Here is a 15,800-nt window from a genome sequence, read left to right as displayed (position 1 = left end):
AGCATGTCAGATCAGATCGTAAGAGTGCTGGCCAAGGATGCGCCCATCAAGGCCAGCGCCATCTCGGCCCGGGGGATCGTGGAGCGGGCCCGGCAGATCCACAAGACCCTGCCGGTGGCCACCGCCGCCCTGGGCCGTGCCCTCATGGGCTGCTCCATGATGGGCAACCAGCTCAAGGAGGAGGACGGCTCCGTCACCCTCCAGATCCGGGGCGGCGGCCCCCTGGGCACCATCACCACAGTGTCGGACAGCGCGGGCAACGTGCGGGGCTACGTCCAGAACGGCCAGGTGGAGCTGGTGGAGAAGGCGCCGGGCAAGATGGACGTGGGCGCTGCCGTGGGCGTGGACGGCACCATGACCGTCATCAAGGACATCGGCCTGAAGGAGCCCTACGTGGGCAGCATCGGCCTGCTCTCCGGCGAGATCGCCGACGATATCACCGCCTATTTTGCCGAGAGCGAGCAGATCCCCACCGCCTGCGCCCTGGGGGTGCTGGTGAATACCGACCAGAGCGTCCTGTGCGCCGGCGGCTATCTCATCCAGCTCCTGCCGGGGGCTACCGATGACATGATCACCCGCATCGAGCAGGGCGTGGCCCGGGTGGGCGCGGTGACAAATTCCCTGCGGGAGGGGATCATGCCCCTGGAGCTGCTGCGGCAGGTGCTGGACGGCTTTGAGCTGGAGGTGCTGGAGGAATCCCCGGTGGAGTACCGCTGCTACTGCAGCCGGGACCGGGTGACCCGGGCCCTCATCAGCATGGGCAGGGAGGAACTGGGCTCTCTCATCGAGGAGCAGGGGGAGGCCACGCTGACCTGCCAGTTCTGTGACAAGGTGTACCACTTCGACCGGGAGGAACTGGAGACCATCCGGAAAGAGATGTAAGCCATCGTCCCGCCGGGCTGGAAGAGAGCGGCCCGGCGGGACGGTGAAAAAAGGGAAAATTACAGTTGACATCCACCGGAGTTTTTGCTATAATAACTTTCGCCGCGTGAGTGACGGCGCTGCGGCAGATACAAGGTGTGAGACAGGGGAGCATAGCTCAGCTGGTAGAGCGCATGCCTTACAAGCATGATGTCACAGGTTCGAGCCCTGTTGTTCCCACCAAATTACATATCCTTAATCAATCTGGCGCGGTAGTTCAGTTGGTTAGAACGCCGGCCTGTCACGCCGGAGGTCGAGGGTTCAAGTCCCTTCCGCGTCGCCATTTGCCTCTGTAGCTCAGTTGGTAGAGCAGGGGACTGAAAATCCCCGTGTCGCTGGTTCGATTCCGGCCGGAGGCACCATCTCTCCCTGAGATACCTGATGTATCTCAGGGAGAGCTCCAAAGTTTTTCTGCGGTATGCAGGTGTAGCTCATCTGGTAGAGCGCCACCTTGCCAAGGTGGAGGTAGCGAGTTCGAGCCTCGTCACCTGCTCCAAATGAGAACAGGTCATCCTGTTCTCCATACGGCGCCATAGCCAAGCGGTAAGGCAGAGCTCTGCAAAAGCTTTATCCCCAGTTCGATTCTGGGTGGCGCCTCCAGAATGAAGGCCCCGGGGCGAAAGCCCCGGGGCTTTTTCATATTTTGAAACCAAAGAGGTGAAGAGAAATGATCCGGCCCATTATGAAGGACCCCATCTTTCTGGCCCAAAAGTCCGCCCCCGCCACGGTGGAGGACCTGCCGGTGGCCCAGGACCTGATAGACACGCTCCGTGCCCATCGGGAGGGCTGCGTGGGTATGGCGGCCAATATGATCGGCGTGCTCAAGCGGATCATTGTATTTTACGAGGGGGAGGAGTGCACGGTGCTCTTCAACCCGGAGATTGTAAAATGCTCCCAGCCCTACGGTGCGGAGGAGGGATGCCTCTCGCTGCCCGGGGTGCGGAAGGCGAAGCGCTACCGCTCCGTCAAGGTGCGCTACCAGAACGGGCAGTTCCAGACCCGGCTCAGGACCTTCACCGGCTGGACGGCCCAGATCATCCAGCATGAGATCGACCACTGCAACGGGGTGCTGATATGAGCGGCGTGGAAAGGGCGGTACAGGCCAGGCTGTTTGAGATGCAGGACCTTTCCTACCGGGAGTTCCACCGTAAGCTGATGCCCACGGTGCCGCCGGATAAAGTCATCGGTGTGCGCACGCCTCAGCTGCGGGCGTTTGCCAAAGAGTTCGCCAAAACGCCGGAGGCGGCGGAATTCCTGTCCATCCTGCCCCACCGCTACTACGAGGAAAACAATCTCCACGGCTTCCTCATTGAGTCCATCCGGGACTATGACGCGGCGGTGGCGGCGCTGGACGCCTTTCTGCCCTACGTGGACAACTGGGCCACCTGCGACCTGATGCGGCCCAGGGTGTTCAAAAAGCATCTTGCCGAGCTGCTGGGGGAGATCAGGCGCTGGATGGCCTCTGACGCGCCTTACACCGTCCGCTTCGGCATCGAGATGCTGATGACCTTCTATCTGGACGAGGCATTCCGCCCCGAGTACCTGGATTGGGTGGCCCATGTGCGGGGCGGGGAGTACTACGTGGACATGATGATCGCCTGGTTTTTCGCCACGGCCCTGGCCAAGCAGTACGACGCGGCCCTGCCCTACATCCGGGAGGGGCGGCTGGAGCCCTGGACCCACAACAAGGCGATCCAGAAAGCGCTTGAGAGTTACCGCGTTACGGATGAGCACAAGTCCTGCCTGCGGCAGCTCAGGCGCAGGCTCCCCAAGGGCGGAACAACGGAAGAACAATAAGACATCCTATAAAGCGAGAGCCGGTCATCCGAGGATGACCGGCTCTTTTTGCGTTCAGGGCACCTGGGTCCAGGGGTAGATGGCAGGCGGCTCCTGTACAAAGCGAAGGGGCTCCCCGGTGACGGGGTGGCGGAAGGAGAGGCTGTGGGACCAGAGGGCGATGGGGCAGTCATCCTCCAGCAGGCTGTACTTCCGGTCCCCCACCAGGGGAAGGCCCCGGGAGGAGAACTGGGCCCGGATCTGATGGGTCCGGCCCGTGAGGAGCCGGATCTTCACCCGGCTCAGACCGCCGGCGCTGCCCAGCACCCGGTAGCGGAGGACGGCCTCCTGCACGCCCTTCTCCATGTGATGGACCACATAGGTCTTGCGCTCGGGCCTGGAGCGCAGGAGCAGGTCGGTGAAGGCGCCCTCCGGCTCCGGTGGGACGCCGTGGACCACCGCCAGGTACTCCTTCTGAAATACCTGGTCCCGGACCTGTTCTGAGAGCCGGGAGGCGGCGGAGGAGGAGCGGGCCAGCACCATCAGGCCGCTGACCACCCGGTCCAGCCGGTGGACGGTCTTGACGCAGGCGGAGGGGTCCCCCAGGGCCTGGCGGGCCAGCTCGGGCACGCCCCCCGGCTCGTCAGTGGAGAGGACGCCGGCGGGCTTGATGCAGACCAGGATGCTGTCGTCCGTGTAGATCAGTTCCATAGGGGCCTCCTTGTTAAAAAGGACGCCGCCGCCTCTCCGGGCGGCGGCGTCCCGCTGTGCTTACTGTGCGTTGAGGATAACCTGATCGCCGTCAGCGGTGACGGCAATGGCGCTGAGCGGGGTGAGATAGCTCTCAATGAGCTTGGTGGCGATGGCGTCCTCCAGATCCTTCTGGATCTGGCGGCGCAGGTTGCGGGCGCCGTAGGTCACCGAGTAGGACTTTTTTACCAGATAGTCCAGCAGTGCGTCATCCCAGGTGAAGGAGATGCCCTTCTCCTGAAGAGAGGCGCGCAGCTCGCCCAGCATGATACCGGCGATGGCCTTGAAGTTCTCCTCAGTGAGCTTGTTGAAATAGACGATCTCGTCCACCCGGTTGATGAACTCGGGGCGGAGGAAGGACTCCAGCGCCTTCATGGCCCGCTCCCGGCCCTGCTCGTTGGCGGTGCGGCCAAAGCCCACGCTGCCGGAGCCCCGAGTGTCGCTGCCCGCGTTGGAGGTCATGACGATGACCGTGTTCTCAAAGTTCACGGTGCGGCCCTGGGCGTCGGTGATGTGGCCGTCGTCCAGGATCTGGAGCAGGATATTGAGCACGTCGGGATGGGCCTTCTCGATCTCGTCAAAGAGAATGACACAGTAGGGCTTGCGGCGGACCTTCTCGGTGAGCTGGCCGGCCTCGTCATAGCCCACATAGCCCGGGGGAGAGCCGATGATGCGGGAGACCGAGAACTTCTCCATGAACTCGGACATGTCCAGCCGGATGAGAGACTCAGGGGAGTGGAACAGGTCCTGGGCCAGCCGCTTGACCAGCTCGGTCTTGCCCACGCCGGTGGAGCCCACGAAGATGAAGGACACGGGCTTGCGCTTGGACGCGATGCCCACCCGGCCCCGGCGTACAGCGGCGGACACCGCCCGGACGGCCTCGTCCTGGCCGATGAGGTGCTCCTTCAGCCGCTCCTCCAGCCTGGCCAGCCGCTCATACTCGGCCTCCTGAATGGAGCTTGCGGGGATCTTGGTCCACAGCTCGATGACCCGGGCCAGATGCTCCACCGTCAGGGGAGGGGCGCTCTGGGCCTCCAGCTTGTTCAGCTCCTCCTGGAGCTGGAGCTCCCGGCTCTTCATCTCGGCCAGGCGCTCGTACTGGTTGCCGTCGCTCTCGGTGGCCAGGGAGATATGCTCCTTGTTGAGAGTGGCCAGCTCCCGCTGCAGGCGGGCCTGCTCCCGCTCATTGTCCCGGATGCCCGCCTCCTGGCCGGAGGCGGCGGCCAGCGCGCTGCGCTCCTCCGCCAGCCTGCCCAGCTGGCGGCGCAGCTCGGCCTGCTTCTGCTCGTTGGCCTTCAGGTCATTCTGACGCTTGTACTCTTTTGCGTTGGCCTCGCTTACCATGCGCTCCCGGTCAGCGGAGAGGGTCTCCAGCTCCTTGCGGACCTGGGCCTCCCGGGCCAGATTGGCATTGTGGAGGTTCACGTCGGAGCAGGCCTCGTCGATGAGGTCGATGGCCTTGTCGGGGAGGAAGCGGTCGGTGATGTACCGCTCGCTCATGGTCACGGCCAGACGGCACATCTGGGGCGAGATGGAGACGAAGTGGTACTTCTCATAGTAGGGAGCAATACCCTGAATGATCTTCACCGCATCCTCCACCGAGGGCTCCTCCACAATGACGGGCTGGAACCGCCGCTCCAGGGCGGTGTCCTTCTCAATGTGCTTGCGGTACTCGGTGAGGGTGGTGGCGCCGATGACCTGGATCTCGCCCCGGGAGAGGGCGGGCTTGAGGATGTTGGCGGCGTTCATGCTGCCCTCGGCGTCGCCGGCGCCCACGATGTTGTGTACCTCGTCGATGACCAGGATGATGTTGCCCAGCTTTTTGATCTCCTCAATGAGGCCCTTCATGCGGCTCTCGAACTGGCCCCGGAACTGGGTGCCCGCCACCAGGGCGGTCAGGTCCAGCAGATAGACCTCCTTGTCCTGGAGCTTGTAGGGCACGTCCTTGTTGTAGATGCGCTGGGCCAGCCCCTCGGCGATGGCGGTCTTGCCCACGCCGGGTTCGCCGATGAGGCAGGGGTTGTTCTTCTGCCGGCGGTTGAGGATCTGGATGGTCCGCTGGATCTCCTCTTCCCGGCCCACGATGTTATCCAGCTTGCCCTCGGCGGCCTTCTGGGTCAGGGAGATGCAGTAGTTCTCCAGAAACTTGCGCTTGGGGGGGCGGTCGCCCTTGCCCTTTTCCTCCCGGTTGGAGCGGGGGGGCTCGCCGGAGGAGGCGGGAGGTTCCTGGTTCTGGGCCGAGCCGAAGAGCTTGTTGAGGAAGGGGAAGGTTGCGGTCTTGCCCTCCTCGTCCTCTTCGTCATCTTCCTCAGAGTCAGAGGGGATCAGGCCCTCCATCCCCTCGGGGGAGCCCATGGCGGTCATCATCTCATTGGAGAGGGTCTCCAGATCCTCGTCGGTGATGCCCATCTTCTGCATCATATCGTCCAGAGGCTTGATGCCCATCTCCTTGGCGCACTTGAGACAGAGCCCCTCGGTCTTGGAAACGCCGTTCTCCAGCTTCTGAATAAAGATAACGGCGACATTTTTATGACATCTGGAACAGAGTGTCGGCTGCATGCGATTTCAACTCCTTTGCGGCGCGGCTGCCGTCGGGCGGCGGGCCGCGGGGGAGGCTGGTCCTCCCGGTCGTATGATTCTAACGCGAAATTATGAACTGCGTATGAATGTCTTTTCACGATCTGCGTTTTCCCATCAGGGACAGATATTGCCAGAGGTAACGTACAAATGCGGCGATGGTCAGGGCCAGGGCCAGGGAGATGAGGACGGTGGCCCACTTCCGGGGGATGGCGGGGAAGAGGACCAGGGCGGCGCAGACCACGAAGAAGAAGCCGGTGGAGGCCTTGCCCAGCCAGTTGGCCGAGATGACGTCGTCCACTTTGTGGTAGAGGGACAGGGCGCCCACTCCCATGGCGGCCTCCTTCAGGAAAAAGACCACCACCGCCCAGATGGGGATGATGCCCGCCGCAGCGATGCAGATGATGACGGTGAAGGTCATCATCTTGTCCGCCAGAGGATCCAGGATGCGGCCCAGACGGGTGATCTGGTTAAAGCGGCGGGCAATATAGCCGTCTGCAATGTCGGTGGCGAAGGCCAGGGCATAGACGGCGGCGGCCCAGTAGCGGGCGGAGGGGTCCGGCAGGAAAAAGACCGCCGCAAATACCGGCACCATGGCCAGGCGGAGCAGGGAGAGCAGATTGGGAATATTCATAAGTGACCTCCAAAAACAGAGCGCCGCGGCTCAGGCCGGGAATGCGCCGGTACGGAGCAGCTCCATGGGACTGGTGTACAGGAAGAACTGGAGCAGATGGGTCTGCCGGACGGTCTCCTCCGGGATGATGACGCCCATAAGCTCCATGAGCCACGCGGCCAGGAAGAGGACCAGGATGGCCTTGACAAAGCCGATGGCGGCGCCGGCGGTCTTATTGAGAAAGTGGAGCCCCGGGAGCCGGGCCACCAGGTCCAGCGCGTGGCTGAGCGCACCCCACGCGGCCAGGATGAGCACGAAAGAGAGGGCAAAAATGATCCGGTAGGCGATGGCCTGGGCGATGGAGGCGGCCACCCGGGCGGCGGCGTCGGCGGCCACGGCGGCCATGCCGTTTTCCACGGCCCGGTCCACGGTATCCACCAGCTCCTCATAAAAGCCCATCTCCCGCAGGGCGTTCAGCACGTCCCCCATGGGGAGCTCCACCTCCGCGGCAGCTCCATCGGCGGTCTGGCCTGCCTGGTGGAGCTGTTCCTCCAGCTGCGCCTCTATGGCGCTGGCCAGCCGGGGCTCGATGGCGCGGGCCACGGCGGGGGAGAGGGTGTTGGCGGCAAAGCCGGCCCCGATAAAGGCTACCAGGATGGCAAGGAGGCCGCAGAAAGAGAGGATAAAGCCTTTGGCAGCCCCTCTCCATACGAAGAGGGCGATGACCAGCAGGACCAGAAGATCAAGAATGAGATAAGACATGGAAACCTCCGCGAAGAGACAAGGGTGGATGGAACGGTCAGTTGGGGACGTAGAGATGGGCGGTATCCGCGTTCATCAGCATGGTGCTGCCGTCGGCGCGCTGAATGACCCGGCGGGCGCCCTGGGTCGTCTCCAGGGTGCGGTAGACCTCCAGGTCCTGGGTGTAGATATCCAGTCGTCCGGCGGAGAGCAGGGCGATGTACCTGCCCGCGGCCGAGAGGGAAAAGACCTGCTCGCTGAGGGAGCGGGAGGCGGTGACCGTACCGGCGCCGTCCACCACCACCAGGTCGGCGGAGCTGCCCGCACGGTATTTGCCCAGCAGCAGCACGGCCCGCCCGTCGCCCCCCAGGGAGAAGCCCTTGAGGTAGCGGCCGGTGTACGAATACGTGCCGGAGACCGAGCCGTCGGGGGAGACCAGGGAAACCGCGCTTTCCCCCAGCACCCACACGCCGTCTGCCGTCCAGCGCAGGTCCAGACTGACGTTGTTGCCCAGAGAGGTCTGCACGTCGGGCTCCACGTCCTCCGCGGAGCGGGAGAGCCGGTAGAATTCCAGCCGGCTCTCAAACTGGCTGCCCTCCGCCCCCACTGTGAGGAGGGCCACTGATTTGCAGTCGGGGGAGACCACCGCGTCGGTGATGAAGCGGCTGGAGAGCTTGATGCGCAGTACTGGCTGGAAGGAGGCGTCATAGACCGTCACCGTGCCCTTGAAGCCGCTCTCCTGGGCGGTGACCGCCATCCAGCCCGCATCGTTGAGCCGGGCGGAGAGAAGGGTCTCCCCCTCGTCCAGGGTCTGGCGGAAGACCTGTTCTTTTCCGGAAAAGACGTACAGGTCCCGCCCGCCTGCGTCGTAGACTAGGGCGGAGGACTCGTTGCTGTCCACCACCGGCTGCTCCATGGAGACGGTCTCGTCGATGTACAGTGTGCCGCCGCCGGAGTAGAGCCGGATGTTGGAGGGAGAGCAGACCAGCAATCCGCCATCCAGGGTGGCGAAGCTGTTGGTACTGCCGCCGTCGTAGGAGAAGGACTCGGCCTGGCCGCTGTCGGTGCGCTCCAGACTGCGGTAGCTGAACCAGCGGCGCACGCCGTCCAGGTTCAGCTTATCCCGGTTGGCCACCAGCAGCACAGCCCCCAGCATCAGGGCCAGGGTGGTGAGAAAAGCCAGCAGGCGGAAGAGCAGATTCGGTTTTTTCTTGGGCGGGGTCGCCTTTGGCTCCATAAGTTCCATAGACATAAGCTCCTGTTTCTTAGGGGTCAGATGGTGGGGACCACCATACCGAGGGTGGCCTCGTCATACCAAAGACGGGTCATGTACAGCCCGCCGGGGGGCACGGTGGGGCCGGCGGCGGTGCGGTTGCGCGCCTCCAGCAGGCGGGGGATATCCTCGGGGGAGAGCTTTCCCTCCGAGGCATAGACACAGGTGCCCACCATGGCCCGCACCATGTTGTAGAGGAAGCCGTTGGCGCACACCTTGCAGGTGATGAGGTCGCCGGTACGTGTGATATCAAAGTAGTGGACGGTGCGGACAGTGGACTGGACCTCGGTGCCCACCGACTGGACGGCGGCAAAGTCGTGGGTGCCCACGAACTGGCTGGCCGCCCGCTGCATGACCTCCGCGTCCAGCGGCTTGGGATAGAACCAGGCCCGGTCCACGAAAAAGGCGTTGCGGATGCGGGAGTTATAGATGCGGTAGGTGTACTCTTTCCGCAGGCAGGAGCCGATGGCGTTGAATTCCTCCGGCACCTCCACCGCCCGTACCACCACGATATCCTCGGGCAGGCGGGTGTTCACCGCCAGGGGGATACGGTCACAGGGGATGGCGGAGGTGGTGCGGAAGTTGGCGATATAGGTCTCGGCGTGGACGCCTGCGTCGGTACGGCCGGCGCCGGTGCACTTCACCGGGTGGCACACCACGGTGGCCAGGGCCTTTTCCAGGGTCTCGGCCACCGTGACCACCGTCTTTTGGACCTGCCAGCCGTGGTAAGCCGTGCCCACATACATCAATTGTAGCGCAATGTTTCTCATAAATACTTAAAATCACCTTAAAAATGGTTGAAGGTCGGAGACTTACAGCCCAAACCGCCGCAGGACCAACACCAGGACCACCAGAGCGGCCCCGATGGCCAGGCCGATGAAGTCGAAGGACCGGAAGCGGAGCACCCGCATGCGGGTCCTACCCTCGCCGCCGTGATAGCAGCGGCACTCCATGGCCACGGCCAGCTCGTCGGCACGGCGGAAGGCGGAGATGAACAGGGGCACCAGCAGGGGGATCAGGGCCTGGGCCTTCTGGATCAGGTTGCCCGAGTCGAAGTCGGCGCCCCGGGCCTTCTGGGCCGACATGATCTTGTCGGTCTCCTCGATCAGGGTGGGGATGAAACGCAGGGCGATGGACATCATCATGGCCAGCTCATGGACGGGCACCTTCAGCTTTTTCAGGGGAGCCATCAGCTTCTCCAGTCCGTCGGTGAGGAGGATGGGAGAGGTGGTGTAGGTCAGCAGGAAGGTGCAGGTGATGAGCATGGCGATGCGCAATATCATGTAGATGGCGGTCCAGACGCCCTCCACCGTGATCTTGAGGAAGCCCCAACGCCAGATCTCCCGGCCGGGGGTGTAGAACAGGTTGAGCACGCCCGTGATGACGATGATGACCACGATGGGCTTCATGCCCCGGACCACGGCCTTGATCCCTACCTTGGAGACGGCCACCGCCGCCGCCAGCACGGCCATGAGGACCAGATAGGAGGGGAGGTGCTTGCAGAGGAAGAGAGCGGCGATGTAGAACACGGTGAGCAGGATCTTGGTGCGGGGATCCATCCGGTGGAGGACGGTGTTCCCGGGGAAATACTGCCCCAGGGTGATGTCTTTGAGCGCCATGTTACCGCCCCTCCTTCCGCGCCAGGCAGCTGAGGACGGCCTGCCTGGCCTGCTCGATGGTGTAGACCGAGGGATCGATGTCCACGCCCATGGCCCGCAGGCGGTGGAACACCCGGGTCATCCGGGGCACGCCCAGACCCATGGCCTCCAGTTCGGCCCCGTGCTGAAAGACCTCCCGGGGGGTTCCCTGGAAGGGGATGCGGCCGTCGTTGACCACCACCAGGCGGTCCACCGTCCGGGCCACCTCCTCCATGGAGTGGGAGACCAGAATGATGGTGGCGTTCTGCGCCGCGTGGTAGTCATGGATGTTCTGCAAAATCTGCTCAGTGCCCGCCGGGTCCAGGCCGGCGGTGGGCTCGTCCAGAATGAGGACCTTGGGCTCCATGGCGATGACGCCCGCGATGGCCACGCGGCGCTTCTGTCCGCCGGAGAGCTCAAAGGGGGACTGCTGCAGCATATCCTCCTCCAGGCCCACGAAGGCGGCGGCCTCCCGCACCCGGCGGTCGATCTCCGCCTCGTCCAGCCCCATATTTTTGGGGCCGAAGGCGATATCCTTATAGATGGTCTCCTCGAAGAGCTGGTACTCGGGGTACTGGAATACCAGCCCCACCTGGAAACGGGTCTGATGGGTGCGCTCCTTGCTCTCCCAAATATCCTTGCCTTCCAGCAGCACCCGGCCCGAGGTGGGCTTGAGAAGGCCGTTGAGGTGCTGGATCAGGGTGGATTTGCCCGAGCCGGTGTGGCCGATGACGCCCAGGTACTCGCCCTTGTAGGCGATAAAGTTCACGTCCGTCAGGGCGCCCCGCTCAAAGGGCGTGCCCGCTGAATAGACATGGGAGAGGTGTTCAGTTTGAATGATGGGTTCCAAATGACTTCAGTCCTTTGCGAAAGTGGTGCATCTCCCGGATGGGATGACGCCCGCAAGCCCATAGAAGGGGGTTTAGGATCTGTATTCTCAATCTACGAGTACAGGTTCTTAATGCTTCAAAAGCCGGAAGAGGGCCTGGGCACACTCCTCATCGCTGAGGGCGTCCAGCGGCAGGTCCAGCCCGTCCTGCCGAAGCTCCCAGAGCAGCTCAGTGGTCTCGGGTACGGTGAGGCCCACAGAGCGCAGCTCCTCCACGTGCTGAAAGACCTCCCTGGGCGCGCCGTCGGCCACCACTTTGCCGCCGGACATGACCACCAGCCGGTCGGCCTGGGCGGCCTCGTCCATGTGGTGGGTGATGAGGACCACAGTGACGCCCTTTTCCCGGTTGAGCTTCTTAATGGTGTCCAGTACCTCCCGGCGGCCCACCGGGTCCAGCATGGCGGTGGGCTCGTCCAGCACGATGCAGCGAGGCGCCATGGCGATGACGCCGGCGATGGCCACCCGCTGCTTCTGTCCGCCGGAGAGCAGATGGGGGGCGTGCTCCCGGAATTCGTACATGCCCACGGCCTTCAGCGCGTCGTCCACCCGGCGGCGGATCTCCTCCGGGGGCACGCCCAGGTTCTCGGGAGCGAAGGCCACATCCTCCTCCACCACGTTGGCCACGATCTGGTTGTCCGGGTTCTGGAACACCATGCCAACGGTACGGCGGATGTCCAGCAGGCGGCTGTCATCGGCGGTGTCCATGCCGTCCACATACACCGTTCCGCCGGAGGGCAGGAGAATGGCGTTCATATGCTTGGCCAGAGTGGATTTGCCCGAGCCGTTGTGGCCCAGAATGGCTACGAAGGAGCCCTCCTCAATGGCCAGATCCACGCCGCAGAGCACGCCGGAGGCGTCCTCCCCGGGCGCGGCGGCGTAAGAGAAGCGGAGGTCCTCGGTTTTGATGATCGGTTCACGCATGATATTCGCCTCATTTTCCGGCGGCAGAGCGGCTCAGGCGTCCCGCCAGCCAGCTTATGGTAAATAAAAGAGCAGGAATAAAACCGGAGCAAAAAGTGATGAGATCCCGGCGGAGCAGGCCGCCCGCCTTTGGCTCCAGGTAGTGGGCGTAGGAATAGTTGTCCAGCACCACACAGGCGGGCAGATTGAGCCGTCCCGGATCCGGTCCATCCAGGGCGCCTCGTTCATATGGGCCTCATGGATGAGAAAAAGACTCAGTCCGGTGAGAAGAAGGGCGATGGCGGCCAGGGAGTTGACTGAGAACAGGCACAGGGCGAAAGCGCACCAGAACCGTTTCATACAGGCCCCTTTCTTTGCCGGCAGCGCCTCTCAGTACGCCATCCAGCGGCCGGTGGCGCCGCAGGGGAGGGCCAGACCGGTCTCGGTGACGGGCAGGCCCAGCTCCTGGCTCTCGGTATGGCCGCCGTACTTCCGGGAGACGATGGTCTCCAGAATATAGGTCAGCACCGAGGGGGCCAGACCGGTGGTGTAGGAGTTGATAATGACGAAAAGAGGCTGGTCGGACAGCACGCCGGACACCAGCTCCACGAAGGGATAGAGGTTCTCCTCCAGCTTCCAGATCTCGCCGGAGGGTCCCCGGCCGTAGGAGGGCGGGTCCATGATGATGGCGTCGTACCGGCGGCCCCGGCGGATCTCCCGCTCCACGAACTTGCCGCAGTCGTCGATGATCCAGCGGATGGGGGCGTCCTCCAGGCCGGAGGACCTGGCATTCTCCCGGGCCCAGCTCACCATGCCCTTGGCCGCATCCACATGGCAGACGCTGGCCCCGGCGGCGGCGCAGGCCACGGTGGCGCCGCCGGTGTAGGCGAAGAGGTTGAGCACGCTGATGGGCCGGCCGGCCTTTTTGATCTGCTCCCGGGCAAAGTCCCAGTTGGCGGCCTGCTCGGGGAAGAGGCCGGTGTGCTTGAAGTTCATGGGCTTGATGTTGAAGGTGAGGTCCCGGTAGCCCACGGTCCAGCGGTCAGGGAGATGTTTGGTCTCCCAGGCGCCGCCGCCGGTGGAGGAGCGGGCGTAGCGGGCGTCGTGCTTCTTCCAGCCGGGATGGCGGCGGGGGGTGTTCCAAATGGCCTGCGGGTCGGGCCGGACCAGGGTGTGCTCTCCCCACCGCTCCAGCTTCTCCCCGCGGCCGCAGTCGATGAGTTCATAGTCCTTCCAGGTGTCTGAAATCCACATAATAGGCTCTCTCCATTTATCTGAAGTACAATCAGGTTATTATATCAACTATTTTTACCAGCGTCAAATGGAATAGGGGCCCTGAAACCTGTCCGGATAAAAATTTTGCGCCGGGTCTGCCGGCTTTCGGCCCCTTCCGACAGACTTGTGATTGTAATGCCGGGGAAACTGTGATAAAATAACTCGAATTAACAGACCCCGGGACAACAGGGAAAAGGAGCGTGTACGCAAGTGGAGACAGCGGAAATCCAATTCCGGACCGCCGCGCTGGGCGGTTTCGTCAAGCAGGACGTACTGGATTATATCGAAAGGGCCAACCGGGAGCACGGGGCCAAGCTGGAGCAGCTCCAGCGGGAGCTGGACCAGTGCCGGGAGGAGCGGGACAAGTACCGTGACCGGACGGAGAGCGCCGAGCGCCGCAGTGTGGAGCTCTCGGCCCAGGTACAGGGGCTCCGGGGCGAGCTGAGCGAGAGAGCGGAGGAGCTTGTGGAGTGCCGGAGCGAGAGCGCCCGGCAGGAGCAGGATGCCGCCGCCCTGCGGGAGCAGATGGGCCAGATGAAGGCCCGGCTGGAGAAGGCGGAGCAGTCGGCCAGGGCCTACGAGAGCATCAAGGACCGCACCGCCGGCATCGAGCTGGAGGCCCACTGCCGGGCCCAGAGCATCGAGGCCGCCGCCCAGGAAGAGGTGGAGAAGGCCCGGCAGGAGCTGGAGCAGTGGATCTATAAGGTCCAGGCCAGCTATGACCGGATGCGCAGCGACGTAAGCGCCACCATCACCCACACCTGCGGGGAGCTGGACCGGGTGCGCAAGAGCATGGAAGGACTGTCCGCCGAATTCGGCGAGCATGACGCCGAGCTCAAGCAGATGATCCAGACCTGTGAGGAGGCCATGGGCCCCAGGATGCCCGAGCCCCTTCCGCTGGAGGAGGCGTAAGGGATGGAGTACCGTCTGAACACCGGGGAACTGCGGGCCATGACCCCCCGGCTGCGGGCCGGGGACCGGGTCATCCTCAGCGGCACCATCTACACCGCCCGGGACGCGGCCCACAAGCGCTTTTTTGAGCTGCTGGACCAGGGAAAGGAGCTGCCGCTCCCCCTGAAGGACGCGGTGATCTACTACGCCGGTCCCACCCCCGGCCAGCAGGGCATGGTGGTGGGGGCCTGCGGCCCCACCACGGCCAGCCGGATGGACGCATTCGCCCCACGGCTGCTGGACTTGGGCCTGGGCGCCATGATCGGAAAGGGCGAACGGGGAAGCGCGGTGGTGGAGGCCATCGTCCGCAACGGCGCGTGTTACTTTGCCGCGGTGGGGGGCGCCGGGGCCTTGATCGCCAGGTGCATCAAGACCGTGGAGGTCATCGCCTTCGAGGATCTGGGCTGCGAGTCGGTAAAGCGGATGACAGTGGAGGATTTCCCCCTGACCGTGGCCATCGACAGCACCGGCGGCAATCTCTACGAGAGCGGCCGGGCGGCCTACCGGACCGAGTCCTGACCCGAATCATAAAAACGAACTCACAGAAAACGCCCGCCGCTTCTTCCGAAGCGGCGGGCGTTCCATATTCAGGGCAGGCGGACGTGGGCGGCCAGCGAGGTCAGCCACGGGGCCAGAAAGCCCAGCTCCCGGGGGAGGACCTGACGGATGGCGGCTTCGACGGCGGAAAGGGAAAGATTGCCGGCGGAGAAGGTAACTGCGCCCCGTACCTCCTCCCCGATGGCCAGGGGCGCGGCGGCCACCTTTCCGATGGCGATCTGAGTGCCGCTGGCCACTGCACCCGCCGCCCAGACGCCGTTGGCGACGCCGCCCAGAGCCAGTCCTCCCACCGCCACCCCGCCCAGGGCCAGCAGGCCGATGGCCACCCCTCCGGCGGCCAGGAGACCGATGGACAGCGCGCCCAGTGCCGCCAGTCCCAAAGCGAGTGCGCCGATGGAGAGAAGCCCCACGGAGATGCCGCCCACCGCCACCAGCCCCGTGGCGATGTTGCCTACGGCAAAGACACCCCTGGCCCAGCAATTGCGCCGGCCCAGGTTCACATGGACCAGCGGAAGGCCATGGAGCGTTCGGGAGCTGCGGTACTCATAGTGCCAGCCGCCGCAGCAATCATAATAATGGTTGACCACTGTGGTGCGGACGGCCTCCTCCGGAGCGGGGGCAGGCTCCTGCCCCTGAAGAAGGTAGTCCAGGGAGACGCCGAACAGATCGGCGAGGGAGATGAGATTGTCCATATCGGGGCGGGAGGTCCCGGTATCACATAGTTAAAGATATTGGTATCATTCAATCAATTTTGCCGATAAAGCGGTAGAAGATTTCTACCTCCTGTTCCCGGCTTCCGTCCTCACCTTTGACCGCTTCATGGACAACGATTTTTTCAATCAGCGTATTCAGAAGTTCAGCCGTCAATTCTGTGGGATTGACATACTGTTTCATCAGACCTATCCACTTTTCAGCGTCAACCGCTGTCTGGGCGGCGGT

The 15,800-nt window shown here is 63.7% G+C and carries 18 protein-coding genes and 5 tRNA genes; 10 read left to right on the top strand and 13 right to left on the bottom strand.

Going from position 1 to position 15,800, the window contains the following annotated elements; all coding sequences use genetic code 11:
* The first annotated feature begins 3 nt into the window (after positions 1-3).
* The 8 genes from hslO (at position 4) to ACTNBZ_RS03690 (ending at position 2,718) form a co-directional block, all read left to right on the top strand.
* Entirely contained in the window at positions 4-882 is an 879-nt protein-coding gene (hslO, locus tag ACTNBZ_RS03725) for an Hsp33 family molecular chaperone HslO (protein WP_441208354.1), read from the top strand.
* A 146-nt stretch (positions 883-1,028) separates the two neighbouring features.
* A tRNA-Val gene (locus tag ACTNBZ_RS03720) sits at positions 1,029-1,104 on the top strand.
* A 23-nt stretch (positions 1,105-1,127) separates the two neighbouring features.
* Positions 1,128-1,204: transfer RNA gene (locus tag ACTNBZ_RS03715), tRNA-Asp, on the top strand.
* A 3-nt stretch (positions 1,205-1,207) separates the two neighbouring features.
* A tRNA-Phe gene (locus ACTNBZ_RS03710) sits at positions 1,208-1,283 on the top strand.
* A gap of 58 nt (positions 1,284-1,341) precedes the next feature.
* Positions 1,342-1,417 (top strand) — tRNA-Gly (locus ACTNBZ_RS03705).
* A 30-nt stretch (positions 1,418-1,447) separates the two neighbouring features.
* Positions 1,448-1,521: transfer RNA gene (locus tag ACTNBZ_RS03700), tRNA-Cys, on the top strand.
* A 67-nt stretch (positions 1,522-1,588) separates the two neighbouring features.
* The gene (locus tag ACTNBZ_RS03695; RefSeq protein ID WP_441208353.1) at positions 1,589-1,999 is read left to right on the top strand and encodes a peptide deformylase; all 411 of its coding nucleotides are present in this window, start codon (positions 1,589-1,591) and stop codon (positions 1,997-1,999) included.
* Entirely contained in the window at positions 1,996-2,718 is a 723-nt protein-coding gene (locus ACTNBZ_RS03690) for a DNA alkylation repair protein (RefSeq protein WP_441208352.1), read from the top strand. Before ACTNBZ_RS03695 ends, ACTNBZ_RS03690 begins: the two co-directional genes overlap by 4 nt.
* A gap of 54 nt (positions 2,719-2,772) precedes the next feature.
* Here the strand turns inward: ACTNBZ_RS03690 and ACTNBZ_RS03685 are convergent, their stop codons facing one another.
* From ACTNBZ_RS03685 to ACTNBZ_RS03635, 11 genes are all read right to left on the bottom strand, one after another.
* Positions 2,773-3,408: an RluA family pseudouridine synthase gene (locus tag ACTNBZ_RS03685; protein ID WP_441208351.1), complete on the bottom strand. Its 636-nt coding sequence runs from the start codon at positions 3,406-3,408 to the stop codon at positions 2,773-2,775.
* A 60-nt stretch (positions 3,409-3,468) separates the two neighbouring features.
* Positions 3,469-6,006, bottom strand: coding sequence for an AAA family ATPase (locus ACTNBZ_RS03680; protein ID WP_441208350.1), 2,538 nt, complete (start codon positions 6,004-6,006; stop codon positions 3,469-3,471).
* A 115-nt stretch (positions 6,007-6,121) separates the two neighbouring features.
* Positions 6,122-6,658 (bottom strand): CDP-alcohol phosphatidyltransferase family protein, encoded by a 537-nt coding sequence (locus tag ACTNBZ_RS03675; protein WP_441208349.1) that lies wholly within the window; start codon positions 6,656-6,658, stop codon positions 6,122-6,124.
* A 30-nt stretch (positions 6,659-6,688) separates the two neighbouring features.
* Positions 6,689-7,399 (bottom strand): CvpA family protein, encoded by a 711-nt coding sequence (locus ACTNBZ_RS03670; RefSeq protein WP_441208348.1) that lies wholly within the window; start codon positions 7,397-7,399, stop codon positions 6,689-6,691.
* Between the two features lie 37 nt (positions 7,400-7,436).
* Positions 7,437-8,624 carry a DUF5711 family protein gene (locus ACTNBZ_RS03665; RefSeq protein WP_441208347.1) on the bottom strand — a complete coding sequence of 396 codons (1,188 nt, stop codon included), beginning with the start codon at positions 8,622-8,624 and terminating at the stop codon, positions 7,437-7,439.
* A gap of 26 nt (positions 8,625-8,650) precedes the next feature.
* Positions 8,651-9,421: a tRNA pseudouridine(38-40) synthase TruA gene (truA, locus tag ACTNBZ_RS03660; RefSeq protein ID WP_441208346.1), complete on the bottom strand. Its 771-nt coding sequence runs from the start codon at positions 9,419-9,421 to the stop codon at positions 8,651-8,653.
* Positions 9,422-9,463: 42 nt separating this feature from the next.
* Positions 9,464-10,270, bottom strand: coding sequence for an energy-coupling factor transporter transmembrane component T family protein (locus ACTNBZ_RS03655; RefSeq protein ID WP_441208345.1), 807 nt, complete (start codon positions 10,268-10,270; stop codon positions 9,464-9,466).
* 1 nt (position 10,271) lies between these two features.
* Positions 10,272-11,138: an energy-coupling factor transporter ATPase gene (locus tag ACTNBZ_RS03650; protein WP_441208344.1), complete on the bottom strand. Its 867-nt coding sequence runs from the start codon at positions 11,136-11,138 to the stop codon at positions 10,272-10,274.
* Between the two features lie 108 nt (positions 11,139-11,246).
* On the bottom strand, positions 11,247-12,098 hold the full coding sequence (locus ACTNBZ_RS03645) for an energy-coupling factor transporter ATPase (protein WP_441208343.1): 852 nt from the start codon (positions 12,096-12,098) through the stop codon (positions 11,247-11,249).
* 54 nt (positions 12,099-12,152) lie between these two features.
* Positions 12,153-12,437, bottom strand: coding sequence for a hypothetical protein (locus tag ACTNBZ_RS03640; protein WP_441208342.1), 285 nt, complete (start codon positions 12,435-12,437; stop codon positions 12,153-12,155).
* Positions 12,438-12,467: 30 nt separating this feature from the next.
* Positions 12,468-13,331 carry a class I SAM-dependent methyltransferase gene (locus ACTNBZ_RS03635; protein WP_441208341.1) on the bottom strand — a complete coding sequence of 288 codons (864 nt, stop codon included), beginning with the start codon at positions 13,329-13,331 and terminating at the stop codon, positions 12,468-12,470.
* A gap of 231 nt (positions 13,332-13,562) precedes the next feature.
* Here ACTNBZ_RS03635 and ACTNBZ_RS03630 point away from each other — a divergent pair, with 231 nt between their 5' ends.
* Entirely contained in the window at positions 13,563-14,264 is a 702-nt protein-coding gene (locus ACTNBZ_RS03630; RefSeq protein WP_441208340.1) for a hypothetical protein, read from the top strand.
* Positions 14,265-14,267: 3 nt separating this feature from the next.
* Complete coding sequence (locus ACTNBZ_RS03625) at positions 14,268-14,822, top strand: Fe-S-containing hydro-lyase (RefSeq protein WP_441208339.1); 555 nt, start codon at positions 14,268-14,270, stop codon at positions 14,820-14,822.
* Between the two features lie 68 nt (positions 14,823-14,890).
* On the opposite strand, the gene ACTNBZ_RS03620 is transcribed toward ACTNBZ_RS03625, so the two are convergent.
* Both ACTNBZ_RS03620 and ACTNBZ_RS03615 read right to left on the bottom strand, forming a co-directional pair.
* Positions 14,891-15,553 carry a helix-turn-helix domain-containing protein gene (locus ACTNBZ_RS03620; RefSeq protein WP_441208338.1) on the bottom strand — a complete coding sequence of 221 codons (663 nt, stop codon included), beginning with the start codon at positions 15,551-15,553 and terminating at the stop codon, positions 14,891-14,893.
* 49 nt (positions 15,554-15,602) lie between these two features.
* The coding region (locus ACTNBZ_RS03615; protein WP_441208337.1) for a DUF4368 domain-containing protein at positions 15,603-15,800 on the bottom strand (198 nt) is incomplete at its 5' end.

This window comes from Pseudoflavonifractor sp. HCP28S3_F10, from assembly GCF_052065415.1.
GTDB lineage: Bacteria > Bacillota > Clostridia > Oscillospirales > Oscillospiraceae > Pseudoflavonifractor_A.
Note: the sequence above shows the minus strand (reverse complement) of the source record. Positions and strands in the feature narration are given on the sequence as shown.

Excerpts from the sequence above, each read along its gene's own strand:
- hslO (WP_441208354.1), top strand. The coding sequence starts at position 4 with ATGTCAGATCAGATCGTAAGAGTGCTGGCCAAGGATGCGCCCATCAAG.
- ACTNBZ_RS03695 (WP_441208353.1), top strand. The coding sequence starts at position 1,589 with ATGATCCGGCCCATTATGAAGGACCCCATCTTTCTGGCCCAAAAGTCC.
- ACTNBZ_RS03690 (WP_441208352.1), top strand. The coding sequence starts at position 1,996 with ATGAGCGGCGTGGAAAGGGCGGTACAGGCCAGGCTGTTTGAGATGCAG.
- ACTNBZ_RS03685 (WP_441208351.1), bottom strand. The coding sequence starts at position 3,408 with ATGGAACTGATCTACACGGACGACAGCATCCTGGTCTGCATCAAGCCC.
- ACTNBZ_RS03680 (WP_441208350.1), bottom strand. The coding sequence starts at position 6,006 with ATGCAGCCGACACTCTGTTCCAGATGTCATAAAAATGTCGCCGTTATC.
- ACTNBZ_RS03675 (WP_441208349.1), bottom strand. The coding sequence starts at position 6,658 with ATGAATATTCCCAATCTGCTCTCCCTGCTCCGCCTGGCCATGGTGCCG.
- ACTNBZ_RS03670 (WP_441208348.1), bottom strand. The coding sequence starts at position 7,399 with ATGTCTTATCTCATTCTTGATCTTCTGGTCCTGCTGGTCATCGCCCTC.
- ACTNBZ_RS03665 (WP_441208347.1), bottom strand. The coding sequence starts at position 8,624 with ATGGAACTTATGGAGCCAAAGGCGACCCCGCCCAAGAAAAAACCGAAT.
- truA (WP_441208346.1), bottom strand. The coding sequence starts at position 9,421 with ATGAGAAACATTGCGCTACAATTGATGTATGTGGGCACGGCTTACCAC.
- ACTNBZ_RS03655 (WP_441208345.1), bottom strand. The coding sequence starts at position 10,270 with ATGGCGCTCAAAGACATCACCCTGGGGCAGTATTTCCCCGGGAACACC.
- ACTNBZ_RS03645 (WP_441208343.1), bottom strand. The coding sequence starts at position 12,098 with ATGCGTGAACCGATCATCAAAACCGAGGACCTCCGCTTCTCTTACGCC.
- ACTNBZ_RS03640 (WP_441208342.1), bottom strand. The coding sequence starts at position 12,437 with ATGAAACGGTTCTGGTGCGCTTTCGCCCTGTGCCTGTTCTCAGTCAAC.
- ACTNBZ_RS03635 (WP_441208341.1), bottom strand. The coding sequence starts at position 13,331 with ATGTGGATTTCAGACACCTGGAAGGACTATGAACTCATCGACTGCGGC.
- ACTNBZ_RS03625 (WP_441208339.1), top strand. The coding sequence starts at position 14,268 with ATGGAGTACCGTCTGAACACCGGGGAACTGCGGGCCATGACCCCCCGG.
- ACTNBZ_RS03620 (WP_441208338.1), bottom strand. The coding sequence starts at position 15,553 with ATGGACAATCTCATCTCCCTCGCCGATCTGTTCGGCGTCTCCCTGGAC.